Raw genomic sequence first — 15,315 nt, forward strand, 5'->3', positions numbered from 1 at the left:
GCTCATGCCGTTACCCCGCTCGCGACGTTGAGGCGTCCGAGGGCGCGGTCGACGCCGTCCAGGATCCTGTCAAGATCTGGCAGGTGATGCGATTCAAGCTTGGAAGCCGGGTAGGGGATGTCGAAACCTGTCACCCGGACGGGGGGTGTCTCCAGGTAATTGAAACAGTGCTCGGTGATGCTTGCCGCTATCTCCGCGCCGAGGCCCCCGGACCGGGCAGCTTCGTGTGTGATGACCAAGCGGCCCGTCTTGCGTACTGAGGCCTCGACCCTCTCGAAATCGATTGGTGCCAGCGAGCAGAGATCGATGACTTCCACGGAAGTGCCTTCGTCGCCCGCAGCAACCGCCGCCTCAAGGGCAGTGGTGACCAACGGTCCGTAGGTCACCAGCGTGACGTCCGAGCCCTGGGTGAGTACCCGGGCACGCTCCATCGGGAGAGCCTTGTGCGGATCAATGGACTGATCCACCTCGCCCTTTGTGTGATAGCGGCGCTTGGGTTCGAAGTAGAGGACCGGGTCATCGGAGGCAATCGCCTGGCGGATCACGGTGTGCGCATCCTGCGGGTTGGCTACGCTGACCACGCGCAAACCTGAAGTATGGGTGAAATAGGCCTCAGGGGACTCAGAGTGGTGTTCCGGCGACCCGATGCCTCCCCCGAACGGCACCCGGACAGTTATGGGCATCTTGACCTTGCCCTGGGTCCGGTAGTGCAGCTTTGCGACCTGGCAGACGATCTGGTCGAATGCCGGGTAAATGAAGCCATCGAACTGGATTTCAACCACCGGACGGTACCCGCGGTAGGCAAGGCCCACGGCGGTGCCCATAATGGCAGCCTCAGCAAGCGGCGTGTCGAGGACGCGCGCGGGGCCGAAGTCCTTCTGGAGGCCCTCGGTGATCCGGAAAACGCCGCCGAGCTTGCCGATGTCCTCGCCCATCAGGATGACTTTGGGGTCTTCCTCCATTGCTTTGCGCAGGCCTGTGTTTATTGCGCCGCCAAACGTCATTGTCTCGATCATTTCGTACCTTCCCCGGCGGCCTCGAAGGACGCAAGATAACTGGCGTACTGGTCCCGTTGCCTGTCCAGCGTGGAGTTTGGCGAGCTATAGACGTTCGCAAAAACATCCATGGCTGCCGGTTCGGCCATGGAAATGCAGCCGGAACGCATGTCTGCAGCCACCTTGTCGGCCGTTGCCTTTACTTTCGCCCGGAAGTCGTCTGTGAATTTTCCTTGGTGTGTGAGCAGGGCCTCCACACGCTTAATGGGGTCCTTTTCCGCCCAGTCCTGCAGCTCATTGGCATCACGGTATTTCTTGGGGTCATCCGCGGTGGTGTGCGGGCCCATCCGGTAGGTAACAGCCTCGATGAACGTTGGGCCGCCCCCGGTGCGTGCCCGGTCCAGAGCCGCCCGGGTCGCCGCCATGACCGCCAGAACGTCATTGCCGTCAACGCGGATGCTGGGAATGCCAAAGCCGGGGGCACGGTCTGCGATCGGGACCGTTGTCTGAAGGCCGACCGGTTCGGAGATAGCCCAGTGATTGTTCTGGCAGAAGAAAATGACAGGCGCCTGGAAGCTGGCGGCGAATACCAGAGACTCATTAACGTCGCCCTGGCTGGTGGCGCCGTCGCCGAAATAGGCGACAGCGACCGAGCTAGCGCCGTCGTACTTAATTCCCATGGCATAGCCGGCAGCGTGCAGGGACTGCGCGCCGATGATGACCTGGGGGGTGGCCATATTGATGCTGTATGGGTCCCATCCGGAGTGGGCGTTGCCCCGCCACACCCGGAGGATGTCCTCCGACTTCACCCCACGGCAGTAGGCAACGCCGTTCTCCCGGTAGCTTGAAAAGACGAAGTCATCGTCGCGCAAAGCGCGGCCGGAACCGATCTGCGCAGCTTCCTGTCCGAGAAGCGGTGGCCACAGTGCCAGTTCGCCTTGGCGCTGAAGGAAGGTAGCTTCGGTGTCAATGCGGCGGATCACCACCATGTCTTCGTACAGTCGTGCGAGCCCGTCATCCGTGATGTCCTCGACCCACTGGTCGTATTCCTGGTTGGCTATCCGGGCGCCGTCGGGGGTGATGAGTTGAAGGATGTCGTGTTCCGGCTGCGCCGCGGTCCCGTTCACGCTCTCGGCAGGGCCCAACTCCTTGGTTAGCAATTTCACGCACCTTTGCATGCTGGGGCGGTTATAGAGGCGCCCATGCGCCTTTCCCCGCTGAAGCAGGGCACCGCCGTCGTTGTTGCTATGACGCTAGTCACTTTGGGCAAGTGGCACAACAGAGCCAAAAATAACTGGACCAGATGCTCGGTTTTATTAGGAACTTGCTGACTGCTGGTGCACAAAAGGCTGCATTTTGCAGGTGTAATTGAACCTGTGTTCCGATTGCTGGGCCGGACCCCTTGGATTGCTTGTAGCTTGGTGTCTCAGGTCACAGACCGCTGAGCATGGAGCGAAAGGTAACTGTCCATATGAAGATCGTCGTCTTGGTCAAGCAGGTTCCCGACACGGAAGAGGAGCGCACAATTGCGCCCAACGGGACCTTGGACCGGAAGTCTGCCTCGGGGGTGGCCGACGAAATCAACGAGCGGGCATTGGAAGTCGCCCTGTCCTATAAAGATGCCAACAAGGGGACCGAAGTAGTCCTGGTCTCCATGGGTCCTGGAGAGGCGGGCACCGCCCTGCGAAAGGGCCTGCAAATGGGTGCTGATTCGGCAGTCCATGTAAACGATGAGCGCCTTTCCGGTGCGGACGCGGTGCAGACGGCCCATGTCCTGGCTGCAGCCCTGCAGGACACCGGTTTCGACCTGGTGGTTGCCGGAAACGAGTCCACGGACGGCGGTGGCGGCGTCGTCCCGGCTATGATTTCAGAACTCCTGGGCGTGCCGCTGCTAGGTGCACTGAACCAGGTGACGCTAACCGCTGACACTGTCCTCGGCGAACGCCAGGAAGAGATTGGGACCGCGACGGTCCGGGCGGCGCTGCCCGCCGTTTTTTCCGTCACTGAGCGCGCCGCAGAAGCCCGGTTCCCAAATTTCAAGGGGATCCTGACGGCGAAGCGGAAGACGGTGCGTGAGGTAACGCTGAACGACCTGGGCGTCCCCCAAGACGCACTGAAGGCCCGCTCCCGTGTGCTGTCGGTACAGGACAGGCCCGCGCGTGCCACCGGATCCAAGATCGTCGATGACGGCAACGCGGGCAGGCAGCTGGCCGAGTTCCTCGTCTCCAGCCGTCTCGTTTGAGGAGAAATATGATGGCAAACATTCTGACATTCACCGAACTCTCAGCATCCGGAACCATCCACGCTTCGGCCGCGGAACTACTCGGCGCAGCTGCCAAGCTCGGTCGGCCCACCGCGGTTGTCGTGGTGCCTCCGGGATCGGGTCCGGAAATCTCTCAGCAGTTAGCTGCCCTTGGCGCGGAAGAGGTTTTTGTAGCTGAGTCTGAGCAGGTGGGGGCCACCCTGGTCACCCCCCAGCTGGACGGCGTGCAGGCCGCCCTTGAAGCACTAAAGCCGGCCGCGGTCCTGACGGCCCACTCGGTGGAAGGCCGCGAAGTAGCCGCACGGCTGGCTATCCGCACAGGAGGTGGGGTCTGCATGGATGCCGTGGACGTTCAAAACGTGCAGGGCAAGATAGTTGCGTCCCATTCCGTCTACGGCGGCTCATATAACGTCGAGTCCACAGTGGAAGGCCTGCCGATCATAACCATCCGCCAGGGCTCCATTGAAGACCGGGCGCCGGCAACGACGTGCCGGACCAGCACTGCACCTTTAACTCCCTCCGCAGGGCAGGCCGCCACCATCGAGTCGAGAGACGAGGCAACCACAGCCTCCGCACGGCCCTCACTGCGCGGGGCGGCACGGGTCGTTTCCGGAGGAAGGGGTTTGGCTTCGAGGGAGAATTTCGCCCTCGTCGAGAACCTTGCCGATGTCCTGGGTGCTGCGGTTGGTGCTTCGCGGGCGGCAGTGGACGCCGGATACACCGCGCAGTCCAGCCAAGTTGGCCAAACCGGAATCACCGTCTCCCCTCAGCTGTATGTCGCGCTGGGGATTTCCGGAGCCATCCAGCACCGGGCCGGCATGCAGACCGCCAAGACCATCGTGGCAATAAACAAGGATCCTGATGCTCCCATTTTCGATGTTGCTGACTTCGGTGTGGTGGGGGACGTCTTCACCGTGGTACCGCAGCTCATTGAGGCCCTCGAAAAGCGGTCCAACTAACAGGCTGCTACGGCTTGAAAGGAAAAGCTGATGTCACTGGCAACGAAGCCACCATCGAAGCGGAGGAACGCCTGGGCCAAGTGGGGCGCGGCCACAGGGGCCCTCGTAGCGGTGTTGTTCCTGGTTGTCCTAGCGGCCAAGGGACTCCGGGAACTGCCTGCGGTCCAGGAATTCCTGGCTGCGTATCCCGGCCAGGCGCCGCTGCCCGAGGATGCCCCCATCGGTTTACCCGCCTGGCTCGGGTGGCAGCACTTCCTGAACGCTTTCTTCCTGGTGCTCATCATCCGTTCAGGTTGGCTGCTGCGTACTACAACGCGTCCCAAGGCGTACTGGACCCGGCGCAACCAGGGCACATTCAAGACACGCGGCAAGCCAACAAAGATCAGCCTGGACCTGTGGCTCCACCTCAGTCTTGACGCACTATGGGCGCTGAATGGAGCAATCTTCATTGTCCTGCTGTTCGTCACCGGACAATGGACGCGGATAGTCCCAACAAGTCTTGATGTCCTTCCCAATGCCCTGTCTGCACTGCTCCAGTACGCTTCCCTGGACTGGCCACACGAAAACGGCTGGGTCAACTACAACTCCCTGCAATTGCTCGCATACTTTACGGTGGTGTTCATAGCAGCGCCGTTGGCCATCATCACGGGGCTGCGCATGTCCGCCGCGTGGCCCAAGAAGGCGGGTCCGATCAATAAGCTGTTTCCGATCGAAGTTGCCCGTGCAGTCCACTTTCCCACGATGATCTTCTTTGTGCTGTTCGTCATCGCCCACGTGACGCTGGTACTCACGACGGGGGCCCTGCGGAACTTGAACCATATGTACGCTGCACGGAACGACGACGGCTGGGCCGGCTTCTGGTTTTTCGCCGCTTCCCTGGTCATCACCACAGCGGCCTGGTTCCTGGCGCGGCCCCTGTGCCTGCGGCCGGTCGCCTCCCTCAGCGGATCGGTCACGCGCTCATAGTGATTTGGCTCAGCCAATAGCCCAGTTTTCGGTCCTCCAGACGGGACCGGATGTACAAATGGTACGAGGTCACTTGTGCCAACTGCTCAACATCAAGCGCTTCCTCTAACATTTACGGAAGTGCGCAAGATCACACAAGGTTCCCTGCCCGACATTGCCGTCGTGGCGGCTCACACTATTCAGGAGACTCATGGCAACGAAGCTAGCGTCCGAATCCCAAGGCGCCACCGAAACACCCACCCCGGAAAGGAAGAGGCTCGAGATCCTGGGAATCCCCTGGCCCTGGTATCTCCTCCTCGTGGGCCTCTGCCTGGCGGCCATCTTCACTGAAACCCTGCCCGACAATGTCTTCATGGCCCTGGCAGCCACCATGCTCCTCGGGTGCGGGCTGTTCTTCGCCGGAGAACGCACCCGCGGCCTTTCGGCCGTCGGCGGCGGACCGCTTCTGTGCATCTTCGTCCCCGCCTTAGTAGCTCACTTCGGATTGCTCCCCGCGTCGTTCCTGGAAATCGTGAAGGACTGGTTCACCGGTTACGGCTTTGTCGAAGTCATTATTGCCGCCATCATCACCGGCAGCATCCTCGGCATGGACCGCCGGTTCCTCATCAAAGCCGGTGGCCGTTTCGTCATCGTGATGCTGGCCGCCATTGTCATCGTGGTCGGTGTCGTCGGTGCCGTGGCAGCACTCACCGGCTTCGGTTTCAAGAACGCCGCCCTGAATATCGCTTTACCAGTCATGGCGGGAGGCATTTCCGGCGGTGCCATCCCCCTGTCGCAAATGTATGCCGACACATTGGGCGGGGATCCGCAACAGTACATGAGCATCCTCGTTCCACCGATCGTCTTTGCAAACCTGTTGTGCATACTCATCGCAGCCATCTACGCTGCCCTGACCCGCCGCGGGACCCAGCTTTTTGTGGGGTTCAACGGGAACGGCGACATGGTCCGAGTGACAACGACGAAAGCTAAGGTAGACGCCGTAACCAAGAAGGGCGCTCTGACGCTGAGTACGCTGGGGGCAGGTCTCCTCGTGACTGGCGGCATCTATATGGCCAGCGCCATGGTTGAAACGCTCGTCCCCGACGTGCACCTCTACGCCTGGCTGATCTTGTTCACCGTCGGCCTCAAATTGACCGGGGTACTTCCCGCACACGTCGAGGAATCGGCGACCAACTGGTACGAAGCAGTGACCAAACTTTGGATTCCGGCAGCGTTGGTGGCCATCGGCCTGGGCCTCATCAGCATCAATCAGATGCTCGAGCTGTTTGCGCGCCCCGACTACCTCTTCTTCACAGTCGCCGCGGTGGTTGTGGCCGCCCTGGCAGCCGGCGGGGTGGGATGGCTTCTTCGACTGAACTTCATCGAGTCCTCGATCACAGGCGGCCTTTGCTCGGCAGACATGGGGGGATCAGGGGACATCGCCACACTCGGCACTTCCGGCCGCATGCACCTGATGCCGTTCGCACAAATCGCGTCCCGCCTTGGCGGCGGTGTTGTACTGCTCCTGGCTTCACTGCTCCTCGCCATTCTCTGACGTGCTCTCCATGGCGCGGATGATTCAAAACTAGAACCACAAGGACATTCAATTATGGGAAAGACACTCGCTGACAAGGTCTGGGACGCCCACGTTGTCCGGGCCTCCCCTGGAGAACCGGACCTTTTATACATCGACGTGCATTTGCTGCACGAACTTAACACCCCGCAGGCGTTCGAGGCACTGCGCGCCAGCGGGCGCACGGTTCGCCGCCCGGACTTAACTGTTGGCACCGAAGACCACAACACGCCCACGCTGTCGCTCACCAAGATGATCCAGGACCCCGAAGCCCGGGAGCAGATCGCGCTGATGCGCAAGAATTGCGCCGACTTTGGCATCGAACTCTTCCCGCTGGGAAGCGAACATCAAGGCATTGTCCACGTAATCGGACCAGAGCTGGGCCTCAGCCACCCCGGAACCAGCATCGTTTGTTGTGACTCGCATACTGCAACCCAAGGCGCGTTCGGGGCTTTGGCCTTCGGTATCGGCACCAGCCAGGTGGAACACGTGCTGGCGACACAAACGCTGCCAATGAACCGCCTCAAGAACATGGCAGTTACTGTCAACGGCTCCCTTCCCCACGGGGTCACTGCCAAAGACCTTATTCTTGCAATCATTGCCAAAATCGGGACGGCCGGCGGCCAGGGGCACATCATCGAGTACCGTGGACAGGCAATCCGGGAGCTGACCATGGAAGGCCGCATGACTGTCTGCAACATGTCGGTCGAGGCAGGATCCCGTGCGGGCATGATCGCACCCGATGAAAAAACCTTCGAGTACCTCAAAGGCCGCCCGGCGGCCCCGTCCGAAGCGGACTGGGACAACGAGATTGAGCACTGGAAGACCTTCTACACCGATGAGGACGCAGTTTTCGACAAGGAAGTCATCATCGATGCCACGGAACTGGCACCCTTCGTATCGTGGGGAACAAATCCCGCACAGAGCAGCCCGATGAACGGCCTCGTTCCTGATCCGGCTACCATGACTGACGACACCGAGCGGCGGGCAGCCGAACGGGCCTTGGAATACATGGGGCTGACCCCCGGGCAGCCGCTGCAGGGACTGCCAATCGACACCGTTTTCGTAGGGTCCTGCACCAACAGCCGCATCGAAGACCTCCGGGAAGTCGCCAAGATCCTGGACGGGCGCAAGATCGCTCCCGGGGTGGACATGATGATTATTCCCGGATCCATGACCGTGCGGAAACAGGCAATGGAGGAGGGCCTCGACGACATATTCAAGAGCGCCGGAACATCCATGAGGTTCTCCGGATGCTCAATGTGTGCAGCAGTCAATGAAGATCGTCTGAAGCCTGGGCAACGTGCCGCTTCAACCATCAACCGGAACTTCGAGGGCAGGCAAGGCAAAGGCTCCCGCACACACATCGTGTCACCGGCTGTAGCGGCTGCGACCGCCGTTGTCGGCAGGCTCAGCACACCCGCAGATCTCACCTAAGGAAGCTATGGAACCCTTCACCGCCCACCACGGAATCGCCGCCCCGCTGCGCCGCAGCAACGTCGACACTGACCAGATCATTCCCGTACGGTTCCTGACCCGCAGCTCCAAGACAGGCTTTTCCGACGCGCTCTTCCACGACTGGAGGGAAAATCCGGACTTCGTTCTGAACGACCCTGCATATGAAGGGTCCACCATCCTCGTGGCAGGCGAAGATTTCGGCACCGGCTCATCACGGGAACACGCTGTCTGGGCACTGAAAAACTACGGATTCCGGGCAATTATCGCCCCTCGCTTCGGCGACATCTTTCGGGGAAACGCGCTCACCAACGGGCTCCTGGTGGTCACACTGCCTGCCCACGTCATCGAGGAGCTGTGGGACGGGATAGAGGCGCAGCCCCATGCCGGGATTACTGTCGACCTGGCGGCCCTTGAAGTCCGTACCGCCACCGCCGCCTTTCCGTTTGAACTGGAAGAACATACCCGGAACAGCCTGATGGAAGGCCTGGACCATATCGACCTTTCAATGAGGCACGCGGAGCACATCGCTGCCTTCGAAGCGCGTCGTCGTCCTGCCCTTCCATCGACGCGAACCATGAAGGTCTGACAGCGCCAGCACAGGACCGCCCGCGATGCACTGTCCAACCTCAGTCGTCGCGGGCGGCGCCCAGGTCCCTGCGGATTTTTTCCAACAGGGGAACAATTCTCGGCTCGATGCGGCGGCTCAGGACCAGTTCGCTGCGCGTGCGGCGGACACCTTCCGTTCCGATGATCTGCTGAAGCACCCGTTCGAAGTCAGCGTTGTCACGACCCACGACACGGCACAGCAGATCTCCTTCGCCGGCTACGCTGTTCACTTCCAGGACTTCAGGTATGTTGCCCAGCCGGGCGCAGGTGGCATCAAGCATCGTCTGCGCGACGTGAACATGGACAAACGCCAAGATGACATAGCCCAGTGCCGCTGGTTGCATCTGTGGTCGGTAACTGGTGATTACTCCGGCCCGGGAAAACCCGTCAATTCGGCTTTGGGCTGTACCACGTGCGATGTTGAGGCGACGGGCATACTCCCGCACTCCTGCTTTCGGTGCTTCAACCAGCAACTTCAAGAGATCGACGTCCAGTTTGTCTGTGCGATGCATACTTGCTCCTCCTCGAGCTCTTCTCCACCGATGACCACCAAGCCTAGTATCTGAAAATCAATCATGCCAATGGCCTAGTAATCTTCGCCTTTTTTCCCTAAACGGTTCAACAGTGCAATCGTGCTGGTGGTGCCATGGACGTACGAACAGGAGCCTGTAGTGCCCGAACTTGCAAAGAAATCCGTACCCGAGACTGCCGCCGCAGAGGGGCAGACCCGGCCGGAAAGCCTCAATCGCCACAGCCAAGATCTGGTTCGGGCCCTCTTGTCGATTGCCGATTTGAGCTCGACTGTCGCTGACGTCCTGGCCGACTTGGGGGTGCCGGGCGTGGTCGCTGCCCCCGGCCTCCACCCTCTAACCAGCGGTACCAGGCTCTGCGGACCCGCTGTTACCTTGAAGTACGAACGCGTTGACGTGGATACCCGCGGCCCAATGGAGCACGGCGGGTCATCCATGGGGTACGGGGAGCTCTGCGCAAGCAGCTCACCAAACGATATAGCTGTCATCGATTGCGGCGGTGATACGACTGCGGCGGTTCTTGGCGGGATGACGGCCGGCCGGCTCAATCTTGCCGGGCTGGGCGGATGCGTCGTCAATGGCGCCATTCGGGACACCTCCTCTATCAAGGACATGTCGCTGCCGCTTTGGTCGCTCGCCAACACCCCACAGTCGGGGTTGCGCAGGTTCCGTGTTGCCGCCCTTAATGCGCCCGTGAATGTCGGGAATGCGCTCGTAAGGGCCGGAGACTATATCGTCGCGGATGAGGACGGCATATGCGTCATTCCCAATGCTCTTTTCTCCGAGGTAGCGCGCGTTTGCCTCCAGGCGGAGGCGGCAGAAAAGGAAATCAACCTTCTCCTTAGCCGCTGCGCCTCAGTCCAGGAATTTGATGAAGCACTCGCTGAGCACAAGCTGAAAAGCTCCACATCTACACAATGAGTTAGAATCCCCAGCAAAGGCGCAGGAAGCTTCCGAGGGCCGCGGTTGCCACCGGGGCCCTCGTCTTGTTTGTCCAAGCCCAGCCCCCCTGGATCTCGGATTAAATTGGGTATCGCTGCTTTCCCCTTGGTTGCCGATGACGGCTTGCTTACGCCTTATGTGAGGCGATTGCCTTCTCAGCTATTCGAAATGATTCGAGTGCGGCTGGTGCCCCACAATAAATCATTGTTTGCAGCAGGACTTCCTGAATTTCCTCCTCCGAGACGCCGTTGTTAAGCGCACCGGAAACGTGGCCCGCCAATTCGTGGGAACGATTCAAAGCGGCCAGCATCGCCAGGTTAAGCATGCTGCGCGTTTTCAGGTCCAATCCGGGCCTGCCCCAGATCTCGCCCCACGCGAACTCGGTGACGAGCTGCTGGATCGGGCGGGCAAAGTCGCTCGCCTGGTCGAGGACTTGTTCCACGTGATCGCTACCCATTACCTTCTTTCGAAGGCTCAAGCCCAAAAGGAAGCTTGCCTGATGAGTACTTGGCTTTGTCAATGCACATACCTTTCCACCTGTATAGAGAACGCCCAGCCTGCGCGGGACAGCCGCGAAATGTGCCCCGCAGACTCCATCCACCTTTGCCCGTGCCGTGGCGAAGCGAGGGTGGGTGCGGTCACCGAAGAAGGTGACCGCACCCACCCTCGCCCCTACAGCCGGACCATTGCATCCGGCCTTCGGGATTCCTGTTGTGATGCATCAGTTGGGAACTGACTAACGCTTCTACTACGCCGTGGCGAGCTCTTCCTCGGTTGCCTTTTCGCGGGCCTCCGTCAGGTAGCGGGCGTAGGCGGGGAGGGTGAGGAAGGACGGGAAGTCGCGGGCGAGGGTGACTTCTTCGAAGATGTCGCGGGCGTCCTCGAAGCGGTCGCCGTCGAAGCGTTCCAGCCGGACAAATTCCTCGTCCAGAAGCTCCTCGACCAGTTCGTGGGTGACGATTTCGCCGTGGTCGGTGATAGCCGAGGCGTAGATCCACTGCCAGAGCTGGGAGCGGGATATTTCGGCCGTGGCTGCGTCTTCCATGAGGTTATGAATGGCTACCGCACCGTTGCCGCGCAACCAGGATTCGATGTAGCGGATCCCCACTTCGATGTTGTTCCGGATGCCCTGTTGGGTGATGGTGCCGGTGGTGGCGGCCACGTTGATCAGGGCACTGTCGTCCGGGGTGACGTCCTCGCGGAGCCGGTCCAGCTGGTTAGGACGGTCACCAAGGATGCTGTCGAACACCTCGCGGCAGACCGGCACCAGGTCCGGGTGGGCCACCCAGGAGCCGTCGAAGCCGTCGTTGGCTTCGCGGGTCTTGTCGGCGCGGACCTTTTCGAAGGCGTTGGCGTTGGCAGCCTCGTCTTTGCGGTTGGGTACGGCGGCGGCCATGCCGCCAATGGCCATGGCGCCTCGCTTGTGGCAGGCGCGCACGAGCTGTTCGGTGTAGGCCCGCATGAAGGGCTGGGTCATGGTCACCTGGGCGCGGTCCGGCAGGACGAAGCGGGGGCCGCGGGTGCGGAAGTTCTTGATCAGGGAGAAGATGTAATCCCAGCGGCCGGCGTTCAGGCCTGATGCGTGGTCCCGCAGTTCGTACAGGATTTCCTCCATTTCGAAGGCTGCGGTGATGGTTTCGATCAGTACCGTGGCGCGGATGGTGCCCTGCGGGATGTCGAGCAGGTCCTGGGCGAGGATGAAGATGTCGTTCCACAGCCGGGCTTCGAGGTGGTTTTCGATCTTGGGCAGGTAGAAGTACGGGCCCTTGCCCTGGGCCAGCAGGCGGCGGGCGTTGTGAAAGAAGTACAGGCCGAAGTCCACGATGCCGCCGGCGATCGGGGTGCCGTCGATGAGCATGTGCTTCTCCGGCAGGTGCCAGCCGCGGGGCCGCACCACAATGGTGGGCAGTTCCCCGGCCGGGCGGAGCTTGTATTCCTTGCCCTCCGGGCTGGTGAAATCGATGCGGCGTTCCAGGGCGTCGGTGAGGTTCAGCTGGCCCTTGATCACGTTCCGCCAGGTGGGGGTGGAGGAATCCTCCATGTCCGCCAGCCAGACCTTGGCGCCGGAGTTCAGGGCGTTGATGGTCATCTTCTTATCCACCGGGCCGGTGATCTCCACGCGGCGGTCCTCCAGACCCGGCGCCGGGGGAGCGACCCGCCAGGACGGATCGTTGCGGATGTGCTCGGTCTCAGGCAAGAACCTAGGATCCTGCCCCGCCGCGATGTCGACACGCCGCATCCGGCGCGCCTGGAGCAGTTCCTGCCGCCGCTCAGCAGTAGCCCGGTGCAGTTTCGTAACGAACTCCAGAGCATCGGGAGTTAGCAACTCATGCTGCCGGGAAACCGGCTGGGCTTTGAAAGTGATGCAATTGATAGTGAAAACGTCAGTAAAGCTGTTCATGTTGATTGCTCCTGTTACAACTGAGCCGGGTAGCACTAAGTGTCGTTTTGAGCCTCCAAAACGACACTTAGTGCTGCCTACTTGGGAAAGGTTTAGTGGAACTGGCCTTCTTCGGTGGATCCCACCAGGGCCAGGGTGGACGCGTTCGGGTTGAGCGCAGTAGCGATGGTGTCGAAGTAGCCGGTGCCGACTTCGCGCTGGTGCTTGGTTGCGGTGTAGCCGCGGGATTCGGAGGCAAATTCCTTTTCCTGGAGCTCGACGTAGGCGCTCATGCCTTCCCGGGCGTAGCCGTGGGCGAGATCGAACATCGAGTAGTTCAGGGCGTGGAAACCGGCCAGGGTGATGAACTGGAACGTAAAGCCCATGGCGCCCAGTTCACGCTGGAACTTCGCGATCGTGGCATCATCCAGGTGCTTGCGCCAATTGAACGACGGTGAGCAGTTGTAGGAGAGCATCTGGTCCGGGAACTCGGCCTTGACCGCTTCGGCGAACTTACGGGCCAGCTCCAGGTCCGGGGTGCCGGTCTCCATCCAGATCAGGTCCGAATACGGGGCGTAGGCCTTGGCGCGGGCGATGCAGGGCTCGATGCCGTTGCGGACCTTGTAGAAGCCCTCGGCGGTGCGGACGGGCTGTCCGCCTTCGCGGAGGATGAATTCCTGGTCGCGTTCGTCCACGTCGGACGTGATCAGGGTTGCTGCCTCGGCGTCGGTGCGGGCGATGACCACCGACGGGGTGCCGGCGACGTCGGCCGCGAGGCGGGCCGCGTTCAGGGTCCGGACGTGCTGCTGGGTGGGGATCAGGACCTTGCCACCCAGGTGCCCGCACTTCTTCTCCGAGGCGAGCTGGTCTTCCCAGTGAACGCCTGAGGCGCCGGCCTGAATCATGGATTTCATGAGTTCGTAGGCATTCAGCGGGCCGCCGAACCCTGCCTCGGCATCGGCGACGATCGGGACCATCCAGTCCTCAACCGTCTCGACACCCTCAGAGAACTCAATCTGGTCTGCCCGGAGCAGGGCGTTGTTGATCCGGCGGACCACCGTGGGAACCGAATTGGCCGGGTAGAGGGACTGGTCCGGGTAGGTGTGGCCGGAGTTGTTCGCGTCCGCAGCTACCTGCCAGCCGGAAAGGTAAATGGCCCGGAGGCCGGCCTTGACCTGCTGGACCGCCTGGTTGCCGGTCAGCGCGCCCAGGGCGTTGGTGTACTTGCCTTCCTTGTGCTCTTCGGTCAGCTGCTTCCACAGCTTCTCGGCGCCGCGGCGGGCCAGGGTGTGTTCTTCGGAGACGCGGCCGCGGAGGCGGACGACGTCGGAGGCTGAGTAGTCCCGGGTCACACCTTCCCAGCGGGGGTTGGCGGCCCACTCGAGCTCCAGGGCGGCGGCCTGCTGCTCGGGCGTCTGCTGGGTGGGCTCAAAAGCTGCAGTCATCATTAACTCCCTAAATAAATTTCGTCTGGTCAGCAGCTGGCTTTTGCCGCTTCATCGCGCTCTAAGCTGGCAGCGCTGAGAGTATGACCCTAATCACGTATAGACATGTGGCACAACTGTGCTCGTAAATAGTGATCCAAATGTCCATCAGACATCCGACAAATCGCTTCACTGGCGCAGTAGCTCGGGTATAGCGGCCCTTCCAAGCGAAAGATGGCACTGTGGGGCATCTTTCAGCGGCTTGGGAGGAGCGGAGCAAAGTCCCGTGGGGCACTGGTGTTCCCGTAATAGTTCGTCAAGTCGCAGCCCCATCTGAACCCCCCACACCGAAGATGCGTCCATATTATGGACACGGTCTTTTGTCTTGTCCACGCAGTGAGCATGGTAAAGACGCGGAATACATGCTTGATTGACAGAGCTGCAGAGAATCTCTAACGTCGCTTCAACCCCCTAGTCCATAAAATGGACAAGTCGCTCGATGAGGAGATCAATGAAATTTCAGCCATCTGCAGCCAGTGCCCTGAAGGACGCCCTGCAGGACGGAATGACCCTCGCGGTGGGAGGCTTCGGCTTGAGCGGCATTCCGGCCGACCTCATCGAAGCCGTCCGCGATTCCGGCGTCAAGGACCTGACTGTGGTTTCCAACAACATGGGCGTGGACGGAAAGGGCCTGGGCATCCTGATCGAAGCCGGCCAGGTCCGGAAGGTCATTGCCTCGTACGTTGGGGAAAACAAGCTGTTTGCAGAGCAGTACATTGCCGGCCGGCTCGAAGTTGAGTTCACCCCGCAGGGCACCCTGGCCGAGCGCCTCCGCGCCGGCGGCGCCGGCATCCCCGCCTTCTACACAAAAACGGGCGTGGGCACCCTGGTTGCCGAAGGCAAGCCGCACGAGGTGTTCGACGGCGAAACGTATGTCCAGGAGCGCGCCATCACTGCCGACGTCGCACTGGTCCACGCCCACACCGCAGACACCGACGGCAACCTCATTTACCGCTACACCGCGCGCAACTTCAACCCCGTGGTGGCCACGGCAGGGAGCCTGACCATCGCGGAGGCCGAGGTCATCCTCCCGCCCGGCGCCCTGGACCCGAACCACATCGTCACGCCCGGCGTCTTCGTCCAGCGCCTGGTGCAGGCCACAGCCCGGACCAAGGACATCGAGCAGCGCACCGTGCGCCCTGCACCCAACCGGACCAGCGCCCAAGCACTGTCCGTCTAA

14 protein-coding genes are annotated in these 15,315 nt (G+C 61.3%); 8 read left to right on the forward strand and 6 right to left on the reverse strand.

Going from position 1 to position 15,315, the window contains the following annotated elements; all coding sequences use genetic code 11:
• Window positions 1–2: 2 nt before the first annotated feature.
• Both M1E01_RS01790 and pdhA read right to left on the reverse strand, forming a co-directional pair.
• Window positions 3–1,016, reverse strand: coding sequence for an alpha-ketoacid dehydrogenase subunit beta (locus M1E01_RS01790; protein WP_457973405.1), 1,014 nt, complete (start codon window positions 1,014–1,016; stop codon window positions 3–5).
• Window positions 1,013–2,173: a pyruvate dehydrogenase (acetyl-transferring) E1 component subunit alpha gene (gene pdhA / locus M1E01_RS01795; protein ID WP_457973406.1), complete on the reverse strand. Its 1,161-nt coding sequence runs from the start codon at window positions 2,171–2,173 to the stop codon at window positions 1,013–1,015. Before pdhA ends, M1E01_RS01790 begins: the two co-directional genes overlap by 4 nt.
• Window positions 2,174–2,466: 293 nt before the next feature.
• Here pdhA and M1E01_RS01800 point away from each other — a divergent pair, with 293 nt between their 5' ends.
• The 6 genes from M1E01_RS01800 to leuD all read left to right on the forward strand — a co-directional run bounded on the left by M1E01_RS01800 (window position 2,467) and on the right by leuD (window position 8,779).
• Window positions 2,467–3,237, forward strand: a complete 771-nt coding sequence (locus M1E01_RS01800; protein WP_457973407.1) for an electron transfer flavoprotein subunit beta/FixA family protein — start codon at window positions 2,467–2,469, stop codon at window positions 3,235–3,237.
• Window positions 3,238–3,245: 8 nt separating this feature from the next.
• Window positions 3,246–4,217: an electron transfer flavoprotein subunit alpha/FixB family protein gene (locus M1E01_RS01805; protein ID WP_457973408.1), complete on the forward strand. Its 972-nt coding sequence runs from the start codon at window positions 3,246–3,248 to the stop codon at window positions 4,215–4,217.
• 30 nt (window positions 4,218–4,247) lie between these two features.
• The gene (locus tag M1E01_RS01810) at window positions 4,248–5,183 is read left to right on the forward strand and encodes a cytochrome b/b6 domain-containing protein (RefSeq protein ID WP_457973409.1); all 936 of its coding nucleotides are present in this window, start codon (window positions 4,248–4,250) and stop codon (window positions 5,181–5,183) included.
• 190 nt (window positions 5,184–5,373) lie between these two features.
• Window positions 5,374–6,717, forward strand: coding sequence for a 2-hydroxycarboxylate transporter family protein (locus tag M1E01_RS01815; protein WP_457973410.1), 1,344 nt, complete (start codon window positions 5,374–5,376; stop codon window positions 6,715–6,717).
• Window positions 6,718–6,771: 54 nt separating this feature from the next.
• Window positions 6,772–8,172 carry a 3-isopropylmalate dehydratase large subunit gene (gene leuC / locus M1E01_RS01820; protein ID WP_457973411.1) on the forward strand — a complete coding sequence of 467 codons (1,401 nt, stop codon included), beginning with the start codon at window positions 6,772–6,774 and terminating at the stop codon, window positions 8,170–8,172.
• A gap of 7 nt (window positions 8,173–8,179) precedes the next feature.
• On the forward strand, window positions 8,180–8,779 hold the full coding sequence (gene leuD / locus M1E01_RS01825; RefSeq protein WP_457973412.1) for a 3-isopropylmalate dehydratase small subunit: 600 nt from the start codon (window positions 8,180–8,182) through the stop codon (window positions 8,777–8,779).
• A 40-nt stretch (window positions 8,780–8,819) separates the two neighbouring features.
• Here leuD and M1E01_RS01830 read toward each other — a convergent pair whose 3' ends face one another.
• Window positions 8,820–9,311: an Lrp/AsnC family transcriptional regulator gene (locus M1E01_RS01830; protein WP_457973413.1), complete on the reverse strand. Its 492-nt coding sequence runs from the start codon at window positions 9,309–9,311 to the stop codon at window positions 8,820–8,822.
• Window positions 9,312–9,470: 159 nt separating this feature from the next.
• Between M1E01_RS01830 and M1E01_RS01835 the strand changes: the two genes are divergently transcribed.
• Window positions 9,471–10,250: an RraA family protein gene (locus M1E01_RS01835; RefSeq protein ID WP_457973414.1), complete on the forward strand. Its 780-nt coding sequence runs from the start codon at window positions 9,471–9,473 to the stop codon at window positions 10,248–10,250.
• A gap of 148 nt (window positions 10,251–10,398) precedes the next feature.
• Here the strand turns inward: M1E01_RS01835 and M1E01_RS01840 are convergent, their stop codons facing one another.
• From M1E01_RS01840 to aceA, 3 genes are all read right to left on the reverse strand, one after another.
• The gene (locus tag M1E01_RS01840) at window positions 10,399–10,935 is read right to left on the reverse strand and encodes a carboxymuconolactone decarboxylase family protein (RefSeq protein WP_457973415.1); all 537 of its coding nucleotides are present in this window, start codon (window positions 10,933–10,935) and stop codon (window positions 10,399–10,401) included.
• Window positions 10,936–11,019: 84 nt separating this feature from the next.
• On the reverse strand, window positions 11,020–12,672 hold the full coding sequence (aceB, locus tag M1E01_RS01845; RefSeq protein ID WP_457973416.1) for a malate synthase A: 1,653 nt from the start codon (window positions 12,670–12,672) through the stop codon (window positions 11,020–11,022).
• Window positions 12,673–12,764: 92 nt separating this feature from the next.
• A complete protein-coding gene (gene aceA, locus M1E01_RS01850; RefSeq protein ID WP_457974832.1) occupies window positions 12,765–14,096 on the reverse strand; it encodes an isocitrate lyase in 1,332 nt (443 codons plus the stop codon).
• Between the two features lie 490 nt (window positions 14,097–14,586).
• On the opposite strand from aceA, the gene M1E01_RS01855 reads away from it, so the two are divergent.
• A complete protein-coding gene (locus tag M1E01_RS01855; protein WP_457973417.1) occupies window positions 14,587–15,315 on the forward strand; it encodes a CoA transferase subunit A in 729 nt (242 codons plus the stop codon).

It is taken from the genome of Arthrobacter sp. D1-17 (genome assembly GCF_054130535.1).

What these genes read in the sequence shown, in the direction of transcription:
- M1E01_RS01790 (WP_457973405.1), bottom strand. Translation starts at nt 1,016, where the DNA reads ATGATCGAGACAATGACGTTTGGCGGCGCAATAAACACAGGCCTGCGC.
- pdhA (WP_457973406.1), bottom strand. Translation starts at nt 2,173, where the DNA reads ATGCAAAGGTGCGTGAAATTGCTAACCAAGGAGTTGGGCCCTGCCGAG.
- M1E01_RS01800 (WP_457973407.1), top strand. Translation starts at nt 2,467, where the DNA reads ATGAAGATCGTCGTCTTGGTCAAGCAGGTTCCCGACACGGAAGAGGAG.
- M1E01_RS01805 (WP_457973408.1), top strand. Translation starts at nt 3,246, where the DNA reads ATGATGGCAAACATTCTGACATTCACCGAACTCTCAGCATCCGGAACC.
- M1E01_RS01810 (WP_457973409.1), top strand. Translation starts at nt 4,248, where the DNA reads ATGTCACTGGCAACGAAGCCACCATCGAAGCGGAGGAACGCCTGGGCC.
- M1E01_RS01815 (WP_457973410.1), top strand. Translation starts at nt 5,374, where the DNA reads ATGGCAACGAAGCTAGCGTCCGAATCCCAAGGCGCCACCGAAACACCC.
- leuC (WP_457973411.1), top strand. Translation starts at nt 6,772, where the DNA reads ATGGGAAAGACACTCGCTGACAAGGTCTGGGACGCCCACGTTGTCCGG.
- leuD (WP_457973412.1), top strand. Translation starts at nt 8,180, where the DNA reads ATGGAACCCTTCACCGCCCACCACGGAATCGCCGCCCCGCTGCGCCGC.
- M1E01_RS01830 (WP_457973413.1), bottom strand. Translation starts at nt 9,311, where the DNA reads ATGCATCGCACAGACAAACTGGACGTCGATCTCTTGAAGTTGCTGGTT.
- aceB (WP_457973416.1), bottom strand. Translation starts at nt 12,672, where the DNA reads ATGAACAGCTTTACTGACGTTTTCACTATCAATTGCATCACTTTCAAA.
- aceA (WP_457974832.1), bottom strand. Translation starts at nt 14,096, where the DNA reads ATGACTGCAGCTTTTGAGCCCACCCAGCAGACGCCCGAGCAGCAGGCC.
- M1E01_RS01855 (WP_457973417.1), top strand. Translation starts at nt 14,587, where the DNA reads ATGAAATTTCAGCCATCTGCAGCCAGTGCCCTGAAGGACGCCCTGCAG.